Source organism: Halegenticoccus tardaugens (assembly GCF_004116405.1).
GTDB classification, from domain to species: domain Archaea; phylum Halobacteriota; class Halobacteria; order Halobacteriales; family Haloferacaceae; genus Halegenticoccus; species Halegenticoccus tardaugens.
Window position 1 is genome coordinate 403908 of the sequence record NZ_SDIC01000004.1, and the last position, 16920, is coordinate 420827.

General features: G+C 70.6%; 17 protein-coding genes. 7 read left to right on the top strand and 10 right to left on the bottom strand.

Annotated features, from left to right (window positions below):
- Nucleotide 1: 1 nt before the first annotated feature.
- Nucleotides 2-1975, top strand: a complete 1974-nt coding sequence (locus tag C3L37_RS12995; RefSeq protein WP_129115036.1) for a DEAD/DEAH box helicase — start codon at nucleotides 2-4, stop codon at nucleotides 1973-1975.
- A gap of 51 nt (nucleotides 1976-2026) precedes the next feature.
- On the opposite strand, the gene trxA is transcribed toward C3L37_RS12995, so the two are convergent.
- The 9 genes from trxA to C3L37_RS13040 form a co-directional block, all read right to left on the bottom strand.
- Nucleotides 2027-2455: a thioredoxin gene (gene trxA, locus C3L37_RS13000; RefSeq protein ID WP_129115037.1), complete on the bottom strand. Its 429-nt coding sequence runs from the start codon at nucleotides 2453-2455 to the stop codon at nucleotides 2027-2029.
- A 133-nt stretch (nucleotides 2456-2588) separates the two neighbouring features.
- Complete coding sequence (locus C3L37_RS13005) at nucleotides 2589-2879, bottom strand: DUF7521 family protein (protein ID WP_129115038.1); 291 nt, start codon at nucleotides 2877-2879, stop codon at nucleotides 2589-2591.
- A gap of 1 nt (nucleotide 2880) precedes the next feature.
- On the bottom strand, nucleotides 2881-3255 hold the full coding sequence (locus C3L37_RS13010) for a winged helix-turn-helix domain-containing protein (RefSeq protein WP_129115039.1): 375 nt from the start codon (nucleotides 3253-3255) through the stop codon (nucleotides 2881-2883).
- A gap of 47 nt (nucleotides 3256-3302) precedes the next feature.
- Nucleotides 3303-4625 carry an oxidoreductase gene (locus C3L37_RS13015; RefSeq protein ID WP_129115040.1) on the bottom strand — a complete coding sequence of 441 codons (1323 nt, stop codon included), beginning with the start codon at nucleotides 4623-4625 and terminating at the stop codon, nucleotides 3303-3305.
- 238 nt (nucleotides 4626-4863) lie between these two features.
- Nucleotides 4864-6597, bottom strand: a complete 1734-nt coding sequence (locus tag C3L37_RS13020; protein WP_129115041.1) for a cbb3-type cytochrome c oxidase subunit I — start codon at nucleotides 6595-6597, stop codon at nucleotides 4864-4866.
- Nucleotides 6598-6784: 187 nt separating this feature from the next.
- Entirely contained in the window at nucleotides 6785-7180 is a 396-nt protein-coding gene (locus C3L37_RS13025) for a methylated-DNA--[protein]-cysteine S-methyltransferase (protein WP_129115042.1), read from the bottom strand.
- Entirely contained in the window at nucleotides 7177-7752 is a 576-nt protein-coding gene (locus tag C3L37_RS13030; RefSeq protein WP_129115043.1) for a DNA-3-methyladenine glycosylase family protein, read from the bottom strand. The genes C3L37_RS13025 and C3L37_RS13030 overlap by 4 nt, the downstream gene beginning before the upstream one ends.
- Before the next feature lie 111 nt (nucleotides 7753-7863).
- Nucleotides 7864-8367: a macro domain-containing protein gene (locus tag C3L37_RS13035; protein WP_129115044.1), complete on the bottom strand. Its 504-nt coding sequence runs from the start codon at nucleotides 8365-8367 to the stop codon at nucleotides 7864-7866.
- Nucleotides 8368-8482: 115 nt separating this feature from the next.
- The gene (locus tag C3L37_RS13040; protein ID WP_129115045.1) at nucleotides 8483-10603 is read right to left on the bottom strand and encodes a S9 family peptidase; all 2121 of its coding nucleotides are present in this window, start codon (nucleotides 10601-10603) and stop codon (nucleotides 8483-8485) included.
- 144 nt (nucleotides 10604-10747) lie between these two features.
- Here C3L37_RS13040 and C3L37_RS13045 point away from each other — a divergent pair, with 144 nt between their 5' ends.
- From C3L37_RS13045 to C3L37_RS13060, 5 genes are all read left to right on the top strand, one after another.
- Nucleotides 10748-11524 carry an inositol monophosphatase family protein gene (locus tag C3L37_RS13045; protein ID WP_129115046.1) on the top strand — a complete coding sequence of 259 codons (777 nt, stop codon included), beginning with the start codon at nucleotides 10748-10750 and terminating at the stop codon, nucleotides 11522-11524.
- A gap of 84 nt (nucleotides 11525-11608) precedes the next feature.
- Entirely contained in the window at nucleotides 11609-12304 is a 696-nt protein-coding gene (locus C3L37_RS13050; RefSeq protein WP_129115271.1) for a YqjF family protein, read from the top strand.
- A gap of 161 nt (nucleotides 12305-12465) precedes the next feature.
- Nucleotides 12466-12606: a hypothetical protein gene (locus C3L37_RS24380; RefSeq protein ID WP_164974749.1), complete on the top strand. Its 141-nt coding sequence runs from the start codon at nucleotides 12466-12468 to the stop codon at nucleotides 12604-12606.
- A gap of 161 nt (nucleotides 12607-12767) precedes the next feature.
- Entirely contained in the window at nucleotides 12768-13229 is a 462-nt protein-coding gene (locus C3L37_RS13055; RefSeq protein ID WP_129115047.1) for a PH domain-containing protein, read from the top strand.
- Nucleotides 13226-14743, top strand: coding sequence for a PH domain-containing protein (locus tag C3L37_RS13060; protein ID WP_129115048.1), 1518 nt, complete (start codon nucleotides 13226-13228; stop codon nucleotides 14741-14743). The genes C3L37_RS13055 and C3L37_RS13060 overlap by 4 nt, the downstream gene beginning before the upstream one ends.
- Nucleotides 14744-14803: 60 nt before the next feature.
- Here the strand turns inward: C3L37_RS13060 and C3L37_RS13065 are convergent, their stop codons facing one another.
- Nucleotides 14804-15457 carry a bifunctional 4-hydroxy-2-oxoglutarate aldolase/2-dehydro-3-deoxy-phosphogluconate aldolase gene (locus C3L37_RS13065; protein ID WP_129115049.1) on the bottom strand — a complete coding sequence of 218 codons (654 nt, stop codon included), beginning with the start codon at nucleotides 15455-15457 and terminating at the stop codon, nucleotides 14804-14806.
- Nucleotides 15458-15800: 343 nt separating this feature from the next.
- On the opposite strand from C3L37_RS13065, the gene C3L37_RS13070 reads away from it, so the two are divergent.
- Nucleotides 15801-16889 carry a S1C family serine protease gene (locus C3L37_RS13070; RefSeq protein ID WP_129115050.1) on the top strand — a complete coding sequence of 363 codons (1089 nt, stop codon included), beginning with the start codon at nucleotides 15801-15803 and terminating at the stop codon, nucleotides 16887-16889.
- The last annotated feature ends 31 nt before the right edge of the window (nucleotides 16890-16920 follow it).

Consider the following 16920-nt stretch of genomic DNA (forward strand, 5'->3'; position numbering starts at 1 on the left):
AATGCACGTTCGGGACCTCCCGCTCCCCGACGAGGTCGTCTCCCACTACGAGGCGCGGGGGATCGAAACGCTGTATCCGCCGCAGGTCGCCGCCGTGGAGGCCGGCGTCGCCGACGGGAGCCGGCTCGTCGCGGCGCTGCCGACCGCCAGCGGAAAGACCCTCGTCGCCGAGCTCGCGATGCTCACGGCGGGCGGTCCCGGGCTCTACATCGTCCCGCTTCGGGCGCTCGCGCGGGAGAAGTACGAGACGTTCGCCGCGCTGCCGGGGGTGAGCGTCGGCATCTCCACCGGCGACTACGACTCGGCGGCGGAGGATCTCGGCGAGCACGACGTCGTCGTCGCCACGAGCGAGAAGGTCGACTCGGCCATCCGAAACGGCGCGTCGTGGGTGTCGGAACTCGCGTCCGTCGTCGTCGACGAGGTCCACCTCCTCGGCGCGGAGGGGCGCGGCCCGACGCTCGAAGTGACGCTCGCGAACCTCCAGCGGCGCGCGCCCGGCGTCCAGATCGTCGCGCTCTCGGCCACCGTCGACAACCCCGAGGACATCGCCGACTGGCTGGACGCCGAACTCGTGCGGACGCGGTGGCGGCCGGTCGACCTCCGGACCGGCGTCTACGCGGACGGGACCGTCGAGTTCGACGACGGGGGGACGCTCGCGGTCGACGTCCGCGCGGGAGCTTCCGGGGCCGACGGAGCCCACGGGGCCGACGCGGTGGACGCGGTCGACGCGGACGGCGGGGGCCTCCCGGAGAGCGCCGACGCGGACACGGAGGCGACGGTGGCGCTCGTCGCCGACGCGGTGGCGAACGGCGGGCAGTGTCTGGCGTTCGTCCGGTCGCGCCGCGAAGCGGAGTCGCTGGCGGAGCGTCTCGCGCTTGACGGATTCGGTTCCGCGCCGGGCGTCGCCGACGAGATCGAGGGCCTCGACGGCACCGTCACCGGCCGCCGGCTCGCCGACTGCGTCCGGTCGGGCGTCGCGTTCCACCACGCGGGGCTCCGGAGCGACCACCGCGCGGCCGTCGAAACGGGGTTCCGCGAGCGACGCCTCGCCGTCATCTGCGCGACGCCGACGCTCGCTGCGGGCGTGAACGTCCCCGCGCGCCGGGTCGTCATCCGCGACCAGAAGCGCTACACGGGCTCCGAGATGGCCTTTCTCCCCGTGCTGGAGGTCCACCAGATGTGCGGCCGCGCGGGCCGGCCGGGCCTCGACCCCTACGGCGAAGCGGTGCTCGTCGGCGACGAGCGGACGAAGCCGGAACTGGTCGAACGGTACGTCAGGGCCGACCCCGAGGCGGTGGAGTCGAAGCTCGCCGACAGAACGGCGCTTCGGACGCACGTCCTCTCCATCGTCGCGACTGGCTTCGCCGACTCCTTCGGGGGCGTCCTCGACGTGCTCGGTGCGACGTTCTACGCCCACCAGACGCCGGAGGGCGACCTCTCCGGCATCGTCGCGGAGGTGGTCGACGAACTCGTCGACATGGGGATGATCACGACCGACCGGAGCCTCGCGGCGACGGATCTCGGCGCGCAGGTCTCAAAGCAGTACGTGACGCCCGAAAGCGGCGCGCACATCGTCGACGGGTTGCGGACGGCCGCCCGGATGGATCGGCCGACCGAGCTGACGGCGCTGGAGATCGTCTGCGGATCCCCGGATATGCAGGACACGTACCTCGGGAACCGCGAGCGGGCCGCGATCTACCAGTTCGCGCGGACGCGCTCGGCGGAGTTCACGACCGACATGGGCGACGCCGCCGACTTCGAGCGGTGGCTGGAGACGGTCAAGACGGCCCGCATCCTCCTGGAGTGGTGCGAAGGGCAGACGATCGAATCCATCGTCGAAACCTACCGCATCGGCCCCGGCGACCTCGAATCCCGGATCGAACGCGCCGAGTGGCTGCTCGGCGCGGCCGAGGCGCTAGCGGACCTGCTCGACGTGTCGTTCCCGGCGCTCTCGGCCGCGCGCGCTCACCTGTGAACGCGGCGAGCTCCGGCCGCCGCGTCGCCGCGTCGCTTCGCTCCGCCTCGTTCAGCTCTCTCGACCGGCGTAGCGATCGACGAGCGCCACGAGCGCGTCTTTCCCCTGCACGCCGACGATCCGCTCGACCGGTCGACCGGCCGCGAAAAGCACCATCGTCGGGACGCTCCGCACGCCGTACTCCTCCGCGAGAGCGCGTCGCGCGTCGATGTCCACCTTCGCGACCGCCGCGGGCGTGTCGCGGGCCACCGCCGAGACGATCGGTTCGAGCGTCCGACACGGGCCGCACCAGTCGGCGTAGAAGTCGACGAGGACGGTTTCGTTGGCTTCGAGGAGTTCCGCGAAGTGTTCGGGGCTCCGAACGTGGATCGGTTCGGCGGGCGAGGCGGTCGGACCGTCGACGGCGCGTCCGCGCAGGCGCTCTTCCAACCGTTCTCGCTTACGGCGTCGGATCTCCGCCAGTTCGTCCGAGTCGCTCATGCGCGGCCGATACGGGGCCGGGGAGCTTAGCCTCGCCGCCTTCCCGGACCGCCGCTTCCGTCGCTCCTCCCTACGTCTTCCGGTCCCGTGTTCCGGTCGCTTCGCCGTCTCCGGCGGCCTCGACCTCGGTCGGTCAGTCCGCGTACAGCGAGTACGTGATCACGGCGAATCCGAGGAGCGTCAAGAGCGCGTCGAGGAGGATGCTGACGTCCATCGGGATGTGGAGCACCTGATCCGTGAGCCCGCCGACGAACGCGCCGAGGGTGACGACGCCGAACCCGATCGCGAGCGCGCGGAGCGCCCGCGCACCGGTCCGCCGGTAGGCTTTCCAGCTGAAGTACGTGATCAGTCCGCCGAGGATCAAGATTCCCGTCTTCACCGCGATGATGGCGGTGCCGACGAGCGTCGACGATCCGTGGACCATCTTACGTCTCCCTCCTGACTTCGGCCCACAGCGCGGCCAGCCGCTCGTCAGGACCGCGCTCGCGCGGTTCGATCGCCACCGTGAGGTCGCGGTCGTCGGTCAGCGTCACGACGACCGATCGAAACCCGACGTCGTACCGCGTCGTGTGGTGGCCGTCGCTTCGGATCTCCGTCCGCTCGGCGAGCAGCGACGCGTCGGTCAAAAGTTCGAGCTTCCGGTAGGTCGTCGATAGCGGGATGTCGCAGCGTTCCGAGAGTTCACTTGCCGTCATTGGTTCCGAGAGACTCTTTATGATCGTCCTTGCGGCCGGATCGTCGAGCGCGTCGAGAACGGTCTCGAGGCCCGCCCCGTCTCGTGAGTGCCGGTCGCGCACCATCGGTTGATACCAGTCTGTCCCCCGATATAAGTACCCCCGATCGTCGTTCACTGGCGGTCGTACGCGCCCTCCCGTCGCAGCTCGCCGCTTCGTCGCAGCACCACGGGCGTCCGGCAGACGCCGGGTGCGCCCGTCGCCTGCGGTATCGCGCAGTTGTTACAGCTCTCGCAGACGGCGACGGCGTCGGAACTCGGGTCGCGGTCGAGCAACCGCGCCGGAAGCCGCGGCTCGGCGTAAAAGGGTCGCGCCATCCCCGCGGCGTCGCAGGCCTGCTCCGCGTCCGACGCCGTATCGCCGAGCAGGCGGTCGATCTCGTCGCGGCTCCTGATCCCGCCCTCGGCCAACACCGGCACGTCGACCGCCCGCCGCACCGCGCGGCACAGGTCGGCGTTCCACGCCGGTTCGAAGCCGTACCGCCACGATTCGATCCGGGTGCCCATCGCGACCAGTCGCGCCCGAAGCCGACCGCCGAACGCCTCGGCGTACCCCTCCCGGAACCGCTCGTCGCGCCAGGCGCGGGCGGGGTGCGCCCCGCGGACGACGCTCATGTCCCAGAACACCGAGGCCCGGACGGGGACGAGCGCGTCGTAGCCGACGTCCGCGAGGCGACGGCAGATCTCGACGGCGTCGACGGCCGAGAGGCGACGCCGGACGAACGGCGGCGCCTCGGTCTCGGCCGGCACCTTCGAGAGGAGCGGCACGTCGCCGGCCCGCTCGCGGATCTCGTCGTGGACGACCTCCAGAAAGCGGACGCCGTCGCCGAACTCGTCCGTCCGGCGGTTGTAGTACGGTGAGAGGAACTGTTGGACGATTCCCATGTTCGCGCCGGCGAGGTGGATCGCGTCGTAGCCGGCGTCGACCGCGTAGGCGGCCGATCGGCCGAAGTCGGCCGCGAGCCCGTACACCTCCGCCGTCGACAGGACGTGCGGATCGTACGAGAGGACGCCGCACCGATCGAGGAGCCGAAAGAACGCAGGCGGTCGGGAGACGGCGAGTTGCCGGAGGCCGGGGTGTGCGGCCCGGTAGCCGGCGTGCCACGTCTCCATGCTCCTGAGGCCGCCGTGTTCGAGCTGGATCGCGATGGCCGCGCCGTGGTCGTGGATCCGGTCCGTGAGCCGGGAGAGTCTGGCGACGAACGCGGGATCGTGGACCCGCGTCATGTTCGGGGCGGCGCAGCCGCCTTCCCCGCGGACGATCGTCGCCCCCTGACAGACGAGACCCGCGCCCGCCGCCGCGGCCGGTTCGAGGTCGGCGATCAGCGCGTCGACCGCGCCGTCGCCGTTGCCGGCGCACTCGAGCAGCGGCGCGCGGTAGAGCCGGTTTCGAATCCGGACGCCGCCGACGTCAAGGGGGTCCGACAGGCGTGGCATGGTCGAACGTCGCGTTCGGCAGACAAAGGTGCTCGCGTCGACGAGGTCGGTTTCGCGTCCTCCCGGCAGAATCGGTCCATAAACTAATCATCGCGATATATAATGTCAAGGTGACGTTCCGAAAGCGTCCGCTCCGTCCGTCGCTACTCCTGTGATCGAGGACGTGGCACGCTCGTTCGCGGAACGTCGCGTCGAAGAGGGGACGTCCCGGGCCGCGGAGGGCGTGGACTGCGCGGCGTCAACGACGGATCCGCGTCCGCTCTTCGAGCCGCTTTTCGAACCACTGCCACTCGCGGGTGAACTGCCCCGATTCCTTCAGGTCCCACACGTCCGCGTCGGAGACGATCTGACCGAGGCGGTACGACTGGAGCATGTTCACCATCCAGACGACGAGGCTGATCCCGAGGAGGAACGCCCCGACCGTCGACGCCTGCTGTAGCCCGACGAACTCCACCGGGTACGTCGCGGACCGACGCGGGAGACCGAACTGGCCGATCAAAAGCAACGGGAAGAAGGTGATCGGAACGCCGACGATGCTCATGAGCGCGTGGATGCGCGCGAGCGTCTGATCGTACATCCGGCCGGTGAGCAGCGGGAACCAGTAGTAGTTGGCGGCGAACATCGCAAAGGCGATGATGCCGACGACGATGAAGTGGAAGTGACCCACCACGTAGTAGGTGTCGTGGAGTACGAGGTCGACCGGGATCGACGCCAGAAAGATCCCCGTCACGCCCCCGACGATGAACAGCCCGATCCCACCCACGCAGAACAAGAGCGGGGCGTCGAGTCGAGGCCGACCGCCCCAGAGGGTGGCCATCCAGTTGAACACTTTGACGGCGCTCGGGATGGCGATCGCGATCGAGACGGCCATGAAGCTGGCGCGGAGGCGGGGATCGATGCCGGTGGCGAACATGTGGTGGGCCCAGACGCCGAACGACAGCACCCCGATCGCCAGCGTCGAGTACACCACGAACTTGAAGCCGAACAGCCGTCGTCCCGCGAACTTCGGCAGGATCAGGCTGATCAGGCCGGCGGCAGGGAGAAAGAGGATGTAGACCTCGGGGTGGCCGAAGAACCAGAACAGGTGCTGCCAGAGGATGGGCGAGCCGCCCTCGACCGCGAAGAACGTCGTTCCGAAATTCCGGTCCAGGAGCAGCATGAGCAGCGCGCTGCCGAGCACGGGAAACGCGAACACGATGATGCCGCTCGTCGTGAGCATCGTCCACGTGAAGATGTCGACGTCCGCCCACGTGGTGTCCGAGTCGCGTTCCGTGAAGACGGTCACGATGATGTTGATCGCGGCCATCAGCGTCGCCAATCCGCTCAGGTGTAACCCGAGCAGCATGAAGTCGATCTGGGGGTTCGCCATCTGCGCCGACAGCGGCGTGTACATCGTCCAACCGAGCCCCGGCGGCGGGAAGGCGAACAGGACGTCCAGCGGAAGCCCGACGGCGGCGAGCACCTTCCCGAGCATCTCCGTGATGAGCCCGCCGCGGGCGAGGAGAAGCGACGGTGGGAGGAGCCAGAAGGCGATGGCGTTGATGCGGGGGAAGGCCATGTCGTCCGCGCCGACGAGGATCGGCACGAAGTAGTTCGCGAGCCCCGTGAACACCGGCGTCACGAAGAAAAACAACATGGTGATCCCGTGCAGCGTGAACACGGCGTTGTACGTCTCCGCGTTCCACACGTCGGTCGTGGGCGTAAACAGCTCCGCCCGGATCATCATCCCGTCGGTCGCGCCCCACAGCCCGGCGGCGATGCCGAAGATGATGTAGAGGACGCCGATGTCCTTGTGGTCGACGGTGGTGAGCCAGCGGAAGACGCCGGCGGGTTTTTCGGTCTCGAAGATCGATCCGGGGAGGTAGCCGCCGTCGGAGGCGACGTCGTCGGCCGCGCCGCCGCGGTGGATCGCGACGGCCGCGAGGACGCAAAGCAACGCCGTGACGACGAGGAGTCCGGAGAGCAGCTCCATTACGAACGCCTCCTCCCGTCGGTCGGAGTTCGGAGAAACGCGTTTCGAGGGGACACGTCCGTCCCGTAGGACCGAAAGCGCAAATACCTACACTCTCGACGGCCCTACTGACTGTTTTTGATCTCGAACAGTCTCGCGTGTCGGGCCGGTTCGAGGGTGGCAGCTCCGCTTCGATTCGCCGCCCGCGTTACGGTGACGCGCGCTCGTGCGCGAGCAGCCGCGCCTTCAGATCGAGGGCGCGCTCGCCGCCGGCGGAGAAGCCGCCGAGCGAGTCGCTGCCGACGATCCGGTGACAGGGAACGACGAGCGGCACCGGGTTTCGACCGCAGGCCTGCCCGACCGCAACCGCGGCGGTGTCGAGTTCCGCCGCGACGTCGCCGTAGGTCCGCGTCTCGCCGTACGGGATCCGGCGCATTCGATCCATCACGTCGCCCGTCAGCCCCTCCGGAACGGTCACGGTGAGGTCGAACGCGGTCAGGTCGCCGCGCTCGTACGCCGCGACCTGGCGTCGGATCTCCGCCGGGGATTCCGCGACCGCGGTCTCGTCGAGTTCGACCTCGACGCCGAACACCTCGACGTTCATCCGATCCCGCCCCCGTCGTACGCCCGCCAGAGGTACAGACAGGCGACGCTCCGGTGGGGCCGCCACGCCTCCGCGCGGTCGACCATCTCCTCGCGGGTGAGCTCGTCGCCGAAGAGGTGGCGCATGCCGTTTCTGACGCCGAGATCCTCGACCGGGAAGACGTCCTCGCGCCCGAGCGCGAACATGAGGAACATCTTCGCCGTCCACGTACCGACGCCGCGGATCTCGGTCAGTTCGGCGACGACCTCCTCATCGGTCATTTCGACGAACGTCTCGCGCGTCAGATCACCCTCGACGAACGCCCGGGCCACGTTCTGTACGTACTCGACCTTCTGCGCGGAGAGACCGACCGCCGCGAGATCGTCCTCGTCGGCCCGGAGGAGCGTCTCGGGCGCGATCTCGAACCGGTCGAACAGTCGCTCGCGGATCGCGGCCGCCGAGGCGGTCGAAATCTGCTGGTTGACGATCGAGACGACGAGTCGCTCGAACGGGTCTGCCGCCGGTTCGAGTTCGAGCGGTCCGTGTCGCTCGACGAGCGCCGCAATTTCGGGATCCTCTCTGAGTGCCTGCATCGACTGTTCGGACGGAGGGTCTCCGGCGACAAAACCGTGTGCCAAGCGGGGCGGAAGTGAACGACCGCCCGTCTTCGCTCACTGCGTGTGCGCCGTTTCGCCGGCGACGGTTCAAATCACCTCGTCGGCGACTCGCCGGATCGCTTCGAACTGCTCGTCGTTGTACGCGATGAACCGCACGTCTTCGAGCGAGCGCGGCTCGAAGTCCCGGATCGACTCGCAGACGATGCGCGCACCCTCCTCCAGCGGGAACCCCGCAACCCCGCACCCGAGCGCGGGGACGACGAGCGATCGACAGCCGCGCTCGTCGGCGGCCGCGAGCGCGTTGCGCGTCGCGTCGCGAATGCTCTCCGCCGTCGCCCTCCCGTCGCCGCCGTGCGGCATGGCCGCGGCGTGGACGACGTACTCGGCGTCGAGGTCGTAGGCGTCCGTGACCGCCGCCTCGCCCAGGTCGACCGGCCCCTTCCCCATCGCTTCCTCGTTTATCTGCCCGCCCGCGGCGCGGCGGAGCGCGCCCGCGACGCCGGATCCCATTCGAAGGCTCGTCCCCGCGGCGTTGACGAGCGCGTCGGCCTCCTGTTCGGCGATGTCTCCCCGGACGACGGCGAATTTCATATCGCGCCATTCGGTTTCAGATCAAAAAAGCGTGGGTGGTCGCCCGCGTGGCCTCACCCCCACGGCGAATGCCGTTCGGTCGTCTCACCCTCGCGACGACCGTCGCTCGGTCGTCTCACCCGCCGCGTTCGTCGTCCGCGGGATCGTGACGCTCGTACCACGCCGTGATCTCTTCCAGCCGGTGGACCGCGCGATCCGGCGCGCCGACGTCGTGGCGCTCGTCGGGGTAGACGACGAGTTTCGCGTCGACGCCCCGTTTTTTCGCGCTGACGTACAGCTGCTCGGACTGCGAGGGCGGACAGCGCCAGTCCTCCCCGCCGGCCATCACGAGGAGCGGCGTGTCGACGTTCCCGACGTCGGTGATGCTCGACGCGGCGCGGAACGCGTCGCCGTCCTCCCACGGGAGGCCGAACTCGGACTCGGTCCAGACGTGGCTGTCGTCGGTGCCGAATGCCGATCGGAGGTCGTAGATGCCGTGCTCCGGCGCGGCGGCGGTGAGCAGATCCGTCTGCGTGACGAGGTACCCCTGCGCGATGCCGCCGTAGGAGAACCCGTAGCCGAACACGCGATCGGGGTCGGCCCACCCGCGGTCGACCAGATCCTCCACCCCGGCGACGATGTCCTCGACTTCGGCGGTGCCCCACCGGCCCCAGAGTTCTTCGGCGAACGCGCGCCCGTACGAGGAGCTCCCGCGGTAGTTCGGTCGGAAGATCGCGTACCCGCGGCTCGCAAGCGCGGCGTGCGCGAAGTCGAAGACCGGTTCGTCGTAGGAGATCGGGCCGCCGTGGATCGCGACGACGAGCGGGAGCGGATCGGACTCGTCCGGGTCGACGTCGGCGGGGTGGTAGAACAGCCCGCCGACGTCCCACCCCGAGCTTTCGAAGGTGACGCGCCGACACTCGGGCATCGAGCGATCGTCGAGAAAACGATCGTTGACGGCCGAGAGACGGCGGAGCGACGCCGGATCGCTCTCCGCCTTCAGGTCGGCCGCGTCGATCGCGAAGACGTCCGTTCCCTCGCTCGGGTGAGAGAACGCGAACGCCGCGGTTCCCCCGGCGAGGTCGAACCCCTGGATAGCGCGGTCGTCGCCCTGCGCGCCGAAGACGCGTTCGACTCGGCCGTCGGTCCCGGCGCGGACGAGGCGGCTGCGACCCTCGTCGGCGACGAGCGCGTAGATCGCGTCGGCGGCCCACGCCGGCTCGGCACCTCTCGCCAGCGTCCGGTCGAGCTCCTCCGTGAGCGGCTCGAACTCGCCGTCTTCGTGGAGGTACACCTGCGACGGGACGCACCAGTTCTCGGGGTCGCGCCCGAGAAACGCCAGCCGCCGGCCGTCGGGGCTCCACCGCGGCGCCCAGATCGTGAGCGTCGAGTCGGTGAGCTTCGTCAGGTCGCTCCCGTCCGGTTCGATCGCGTAGAGGTCGCGGACGAGCGTGTCGTCCGGGTTCTCGACGCGACAGGAGGTGAAGGCGATGCGGCCGTCCGGCCCCCAGACCGGGTCCATCCCATAGACCGACTGGAACGCGCCGCCGCCGTGGGCGCCGTCGAGACGCGTCTCCGCGCCCGATTCGAGGTCGACGACGAAGAGGTACGTCTCCACCGTGTCGAGCCACCCCGCGCCGTCGACCTTGTGCTGCAGGCGCTCGGTCTCGATCGGCCCGCCGTCGCGGCGCGACCGCAGGTACGCTCGCTCCTCGTCGGTCGGGTCGCGCGCGGCGATCACGAGGCGGTCGCCGTCCGGCCCCCAGTCGAATCCGCTCACGCCCTCCTCGCGGTCCGTCACCTGCCGGGCGTCGCCGCCGAGGCGCAGATCGAACAGCCAGAGCTGCGTCTTCGGCTCCCCGTCGTCCGCGTCGTCGGTGCTCTCGTCGTCCCCCGCGCTCTCGGCCTCGTCGCGGTCGTTTTCGTCGCCCTCGCTCGCCTCTTCGTCACCGCGGTCTTCGTCGCTCCGGTCGTCTCGACCGACCCGCCGCTCGACGTCCTCCTCGCGGGCGGCGAGAAAGGCGAGGCGATCGCCGTCTGGGCTCCACTTCGGGGCGCTCGCGTCCGGCACGCGGGTGAGTCGGTGCGGGTCGCGACCGCCGTCGGCGGGGACGACGAACAGCGAGGCGACGTACTCGTCCTCGTCGGCGTCCGCCTCGACGGCGCAGAATGCGACCCGTTCCCCGTCGGGCGAGAGCGCGATCTCGGTGATCCGCGAGAGGTCGTACAGCGCGTCGAGCGGGATCGGTTCGGGCATGGTGTCCGGTGCGGGCGCGGCGCGAAATAACTTACCGCGCGGAGCGCGCCGCCGTCGCGTTTCCCTTCGAGGGCGCTCGGCCGCTCCGCGTGGTCATCGGTCGCGTCCGAACGCCTCATGTGCGAGCGCCGACTTCCGTCCCTCATGAACGATCGGATCCCCGTTCGGCGGCTGGCCGACGTCGCGGTCGAGGCCGCCCGGGCCGGGGGGACGTTCCTCGCCGCCGAGTTCCGGAACGGCGAGGTGGAGGCGACGTACGGCACCGACGACGTGAAGGCCGCGGTCGACCGGGACGCCGAACGGCGCGTCGTGCGGACGATTCGCGAGGCGTTCCCCGACCACGCCTACCACGGCGAGGAGTCGGGGCGGAACGGCGACCACGAGTACCGCTGGGTCGTCGACCCGCTCGACGGCACGAACAACTTCGCCAGCGGCCTGCCCTCCTTCGCGACGGCCGTCGCGGCGCTCCGGGACGGAGAGCCCGTCGCGAGCGCGATCCACGAACCGCTGCCGGGGACGACGTACCGGGCGGAGGTCGGCGGGGGCGCGACCGCGAACGGCGAACCGATCGCCGCCGACAGCGACCTGCCGCTCGACCGCGGTACCGTCTCGTTGGTCGTCGGCCTCTCGGCGATCCGCGACCCCGAGCGGCGCGCGGCGGCGGCGCGCATCGAGGACGCGCTCTCGACGCGGTGCAAGCGGGTGCTCCAGACGTGGTCCCCCTGCGTCGACTGGGGGCTCGTCGCCCGCGGATCGCTGGAGGGAATCGTCTGCTACCACCCCGACGTCTACGAACAGTACGCCGGCGAACTCCTCGCCGCCGAGGCGGGCGTCGAATCCGAGGCGCGCGACGGCGTGTACGTCGGCGCGAGCGCCGCCGACGTCGTCGACGCGCTGTGGGACGCGGTCGAGGCGGCGTGAGCGGTCGAAGGAGCGCGATCCCTGACCGGATTCGCCGCCGCCGTCGGCGGTAAGGGAAAGTACGTGACGGACGTAGCGATCGGCATGCTCGATCGCGCGCTCGTCTCGATGACGTGGCGGGACGTCCGCTTCGCCCACTGGCGGGTCTCCCCCGAAGCGATCCGCCCGCACCTGCCCGACGCCCTCGTCGCGGCCACGTACGACGGCGACGCGTGGCTCAGCGTCGTCGCGCTCGTCATGACGGACGTCCGCCCGCGTGGATCGCCGATCGGACGAACGTTCCCGCAGGTCAACCTCCGGACGTACGTCGAACCGCGGTCCGGCGGGGAGCGCGGCCTGTACTTTCTCAGCCTCGACGCGGGCGATCCGATCGGCGCGGCGGTCGTCCGCCGGTCGTTCTCGCTCCCCTGCTACGCCGCCGAGTCGCGCGCGGTTCGGCTCGACGACGCCGTCCGGTTCGCGAGCCGCCGGACGACCCGCGACGCGCCCCCGGCGCGGTTCGACGCCACCTCGCGCCCGACCGGCGAGGCGTTCGAACCGGAACCGGGCTCCCGCGACGCGTTTCTCGCGGAGACGTACCGATCGTACGTCGAACGCGGCGGCCGCCTCTACCGGTTCGAGGTCCGACACGCCTCGTGGTCGCTGACGCCGGCGACGCTCGACGTGCACTCGAACACGCTCTTCGAGGCGGCCGGAGTCGAGCGGCCGGACGGGTCGCCGCTCGTCCACGCGGCCGAACCGAGGGACGTCGTCGCCGGCTGGATCGGCCGCGCCGACTGATCGCGGTCGTCTCGATACCGCTTGGTACCGCTCCGGAATTTCGTCTCGGTACCGCCCCGGAACTCCGGCTCGGTACCGCTCCGGAAACTACGTCGCGCTCCCCAGCGATACGTAACATATATCGGACATCTTTATGCGGGTGGCGGGCGTGCGATCGTTCGATGCCAGCGAGCGACCGACGACCGACGGCAGACCCCCGGCCGACCGCCGCCGTGACGATCGAGTTCGACGCCGAGTCCGGCCGCATCAGGATCCACCGATCGACCCCGCTCGGCGTCTACACGGAGACGGTACCGCGGTGACGGGTCGACGGATCGGGTGAATTCGACGGACACCGGACGCCGCGGGCGCGACGAACCGCGGGCGCGCTGCGGGATACTTATTGCGGCTCGCGAAAACGACGAGGTATGGAGCGGTATCGTCGCTCGGACGACCGCCGGACGCGACGGCCGCGGGGTGGCCGATGAACCGCCTGCACCCCCGCATTCGGGCGCTCTGGGTGGTGCGGGCGGTCGCGCTCGCGGTCGTCCTCGGGCTCGCCGTCGGGGCGGTCAACGAGTTCACCGTCCGCGCGCCGCGCTGGGTCCCCGGGGCGGTTTTTCTCGTCGCCCTCGTCGCGGGGGTCGCTCTCGCGCTCGCCCGCTACCGGCTGTGGGGGTACGAGGTCCGAGAGGACTCGCTGTACCTCGAACGCGGCGTGTTCACGCGCGTCCGGACGGTCGTTCCGTTCGTCCGCATCCAGCACGTCGACGCGACCCGCGGCCCCGTGGAGCGGCTCGTCGGCCTCGCGCACACCGTCGTCTACACGGCCGGCTCCCGCGGCGCGGACGTCGCCATTCCGGGCCTGACGCCGGAGGGATCGGACGACCTGCAGGAGCGGCTGAAGCGGCTCGCCATCCGGGCCGAGGGTGAAGACGCGGTATGAGGCTCTCGCCGCTGTCGGTGCCGTACCGCGTCGTCGAGAAGGGGATCAGCCTCGTGTTCACCGCGGCCTTCCTCGTCTTCTCGGGGGCCTTCGCGTTCACGGACGACCTCACCGGGCCGCTGCTCGCCGTCGGGGCGCTCGGACTGCTCGTGTTGGCGCTCGTCGGGTACGAACTCGCCTACTACCGGCGCTACGAGTACGAACTCACCCCGGACACGTTCGACATCCGATCCGGCGTCGTCTCCCGTCGGAACCGCGAGATTCCGCTTCGACGGATCCAGAACGTCGACATTCAGCGGAACGTCGCCCAGCGCGTCCTCGGCATCGCGGCCCTGAACTTCGAAACCGCGGGCGGCAGCGAGACCGAGGCCGCGATCCGATTCGTCACGTTCGAGGAGGCGAAGCGGCTCCAGCGGGAAATCAGCAGGCTCAAGCGCGGCATCGCCCCCGAAGCGCCGGACGAACCGCCCGCGGAGGGTCTGTTCGCCCTCTCGCCCCGGGAACTCGCGCTCGTCGGGCTCCTCTCGTTCGACCTGCGAGTCCCCGGCGCGCTGTTCTTCCTCGTGTCCGGGTCGGTGCCGGTCGTCTCCCCGTTCGTCGGTCTCGGCTCCGACCCGGCGCTCGTCGCGCTCGGCGGGGTCGCGCTCGTGCTGTTCGTCGCGCTCGGCTCGTGGCTCGTGGGGGCCGCCGTCGCCGTCGTCAACTACTACGGTTTCGCCCTGTCGCGGACGACCGACGAACTCCAGTACGAGCGCGGCCTGCTCCGCCGCTACGACGGGTCGATCCCCTTCGACAAGGTCCAGACGCTCACGATCGAGGACAATCCGCTCAAGCGCCGGTTCGGCTACGCGACGCTCGCCATCGAGACGGCGGGCTACGCGCCGGGGCAGGGCGGGGAGTACGGCTCGCAGGCGGCGGTGCCGATCGCGCGGCGGGACCGGGTCGCCCGGCTCGCGAACGCGCTCGAACCGTTCGGCGAGCCGTCCTTCGAGCGCCCGCCGAAGCGCGTCCGGCGGCGCTACGCCGTCCGCTACCTCCTCGTCCTCGCGGTCGTCACCGGCGCGCTCTACGCGATCGCCGTCGCCCTCGACGGGGGAACGCTCTCGCTCGCGCCGGGGTTCCCGTGGTACCTCGCGGTCGCCTTCGTTCCCCTCGCCCCGGTCGCGGCCCACTACAAGTGGAAACACCGCGGCGTCTGGCTCGGCGAGAACCACGTCGTCACGCGGAACGGCTTCTGGACGCGCGAGACGAAGGCCGTCCCGTACCTCCGGATCCAGACGGTCATCGACCGGCGGACGATCTTCCAGCGGCGCTGGCGACTCGCGACCGTCACCGTCGACACCGCCGGATCGCTGTCGCTCATGGCGAAGGACGCCGCGGCGGTCGACGTCGACGAGCGGCGGGCGGGCGACCTGCGCGAGGCACTGGATCGCCGGCTCCACGACGCGCTGGTCCGACGGCGCGGCGGCTCGGCGTTCGTCTTCGGTAACGTCAGTCCCGCGGAAGAGCCGTGATCGGAACCGTCGCTCCCGTCGAAGAGCGGTGACACCCGACGGACGCGAGGGCGGCGGGGGCTACTCCCGCGCCGCGTCGATCGTCTCCGTGAACTTCCGAGCCGTCTCGGTGACCTCGTCGAACGCGCCGGCTTCGACCGCCTCGTCGTCGACGAGCGCGCTGCCGGCGCCGACGACTTCGGCACCGGCCTCGATGAAGTCGGCGGCGTTGTCGAGGTCGATCCCGCCCGTGGGCATGATCGGGATCTGCGGGAGCGGCCCCTTGATGCCCTTCACGTGGCTCGGGCCGCCGGTCGAGGCCGGGAACACCTTGACGACGTCCGCGCCGAGTTCGTAGCCCCGGAGCGCCTCGGTCGGGGTGAACACGCCGGGCGCGGTGACCACGCCGTAGCGGTTGCACGTCCGGACGACGCCCTCGTCGAGCGTCGGGCTGACGACGAACTCCGCGCCCGAAAGAAGCGCGCTCCGGGCCGTCTCGGCGTCGAGGACGGTCCCGGCGCCGATGACGACCTCGTCGCCGAACGATCCGGACACCTCCCCGATCATCCCCATCGCCCCCGGCGTGTCCGCCGTGATCTCGACGGCCGTGACGCCGCCCTCGCGGAGCGCCTCCACGACCTCGATAACGGTTCCCGCGTCGGCCCCGCGGAGGACGGCGACGACGCCGCTGTCTACGATCCGCTGTACGTCTCGGTGTGTGTCGAGCGCGGTCATTACGGGTGGACGTCGTCCCGGCCCGGTAATAAAGGCCGGCGGCAGCGGCCGGACGCCGACCGGACCGGCGCGGCGGGCGACGTCGCGTCCGCCGAGGCGGTCAGCGCGACGCTCGCCGCGCCGATCCGCACCCGCTCCCGGAGTTCGCGCCGTCCCCGCCGAAAACCGGTACCTCGCCGCCGAAGAACCGCATCGTCCCCCGCCCGAGAACCGTGTCACCGTCCGACACCCTCAAGCCGATCGGGACCCTAACCTCGGGTGAGCGTCTTCGGGCTATCTAGCAATCTATCTGGATAGCTACCCAGAAATCCAGCCGGGTTCGATAGCCGGGCGCGTTACCGACATGAACGCTGACATCGATTACGAACGGCTGTACCGGGACGTCATCCCGTCGGTCGTGTCGATCTACGTGGGGCAGCGGGGACCGGGCGTCGGAGCCGGCACCGGCTTCGTCTACGACGAGGGGCACGTGCTCACCAACCACCACGTGGTCGGGCCGGCGGACGAGGTCGAGATCCGCTTCAGCGACGGCCAGTGGCGCGTGGGATCGGTCGTCGGGCGCGACGCCTACACCGACCTCGCGGTCGTGCGCGTCGCCGACCGCCCGCCGGAGGCGATTCCGCTCCCGGTCGCGACGGCGAGTCCGAGTCCGGGACGGCCCGTCGCCGCCATCGGGAACCCGCTCGGCCTCCACGGGTCGATCACCGCCGGCATCGTCTCGGGCGTGAACCGCTCGATGCCGACCTCGAACGGCTTCGCCATCCCCGACGTGGTCCAGACGGACGCGCCGATCAACCCGGGCAACAGCGGCGGGCCGCTCGTCGCGATCCGCGGGGGAGGGACGGGAGACGCCGACCGGACGGGCGACCGCGCGTCCGGGGGCGACGTCCCCGCCGACGGGGGCGACGATCCCACGTACGAGGTCGTCGGCGTCAACCGGGCGCGGCAGGGCGACAACATCGGCTTCGCCGTCTCGCCCGCCATCGTCTCCCGGGTCGTCCCGGCGCTCGTCGCGGAGGGGCGCTACCGACACTCGTACCTCCGCGCGCGCACCCTCGACGTGACGCCCACCGTCGCGGAGGCGAACGGCCTCGACGAACCCCGCGGCGTGCTCGTCGTCGACGTGCGCGCGGGCCCGGCGCGGGGCGACGCGCTCCGCGGGTCGCGGTTCACGCGGACGGTCCGCGGCCGGGAGATCCCGGTCGGCGGCGACGTGATCGTCGGCATCAACGGCCACGAACTGCAGACCCACGAGGAGCTGATGCGCTATCTGATCACCGAAACCGCCCCCGACGAACCGGTCGAGATCGAGGTCGTCCGCGACGGCCGGCCGCGGACGCTCGTCGTGACGCTGGCGGAGCGCCCGACCGTCGACCGTCCGCGCGGCCCGCGACGCGGTCGGGACGACGGCGACCGGATCCCCATCGACTGAGCGGCGAGGCGCGACGACGCGCCCCGTCGCC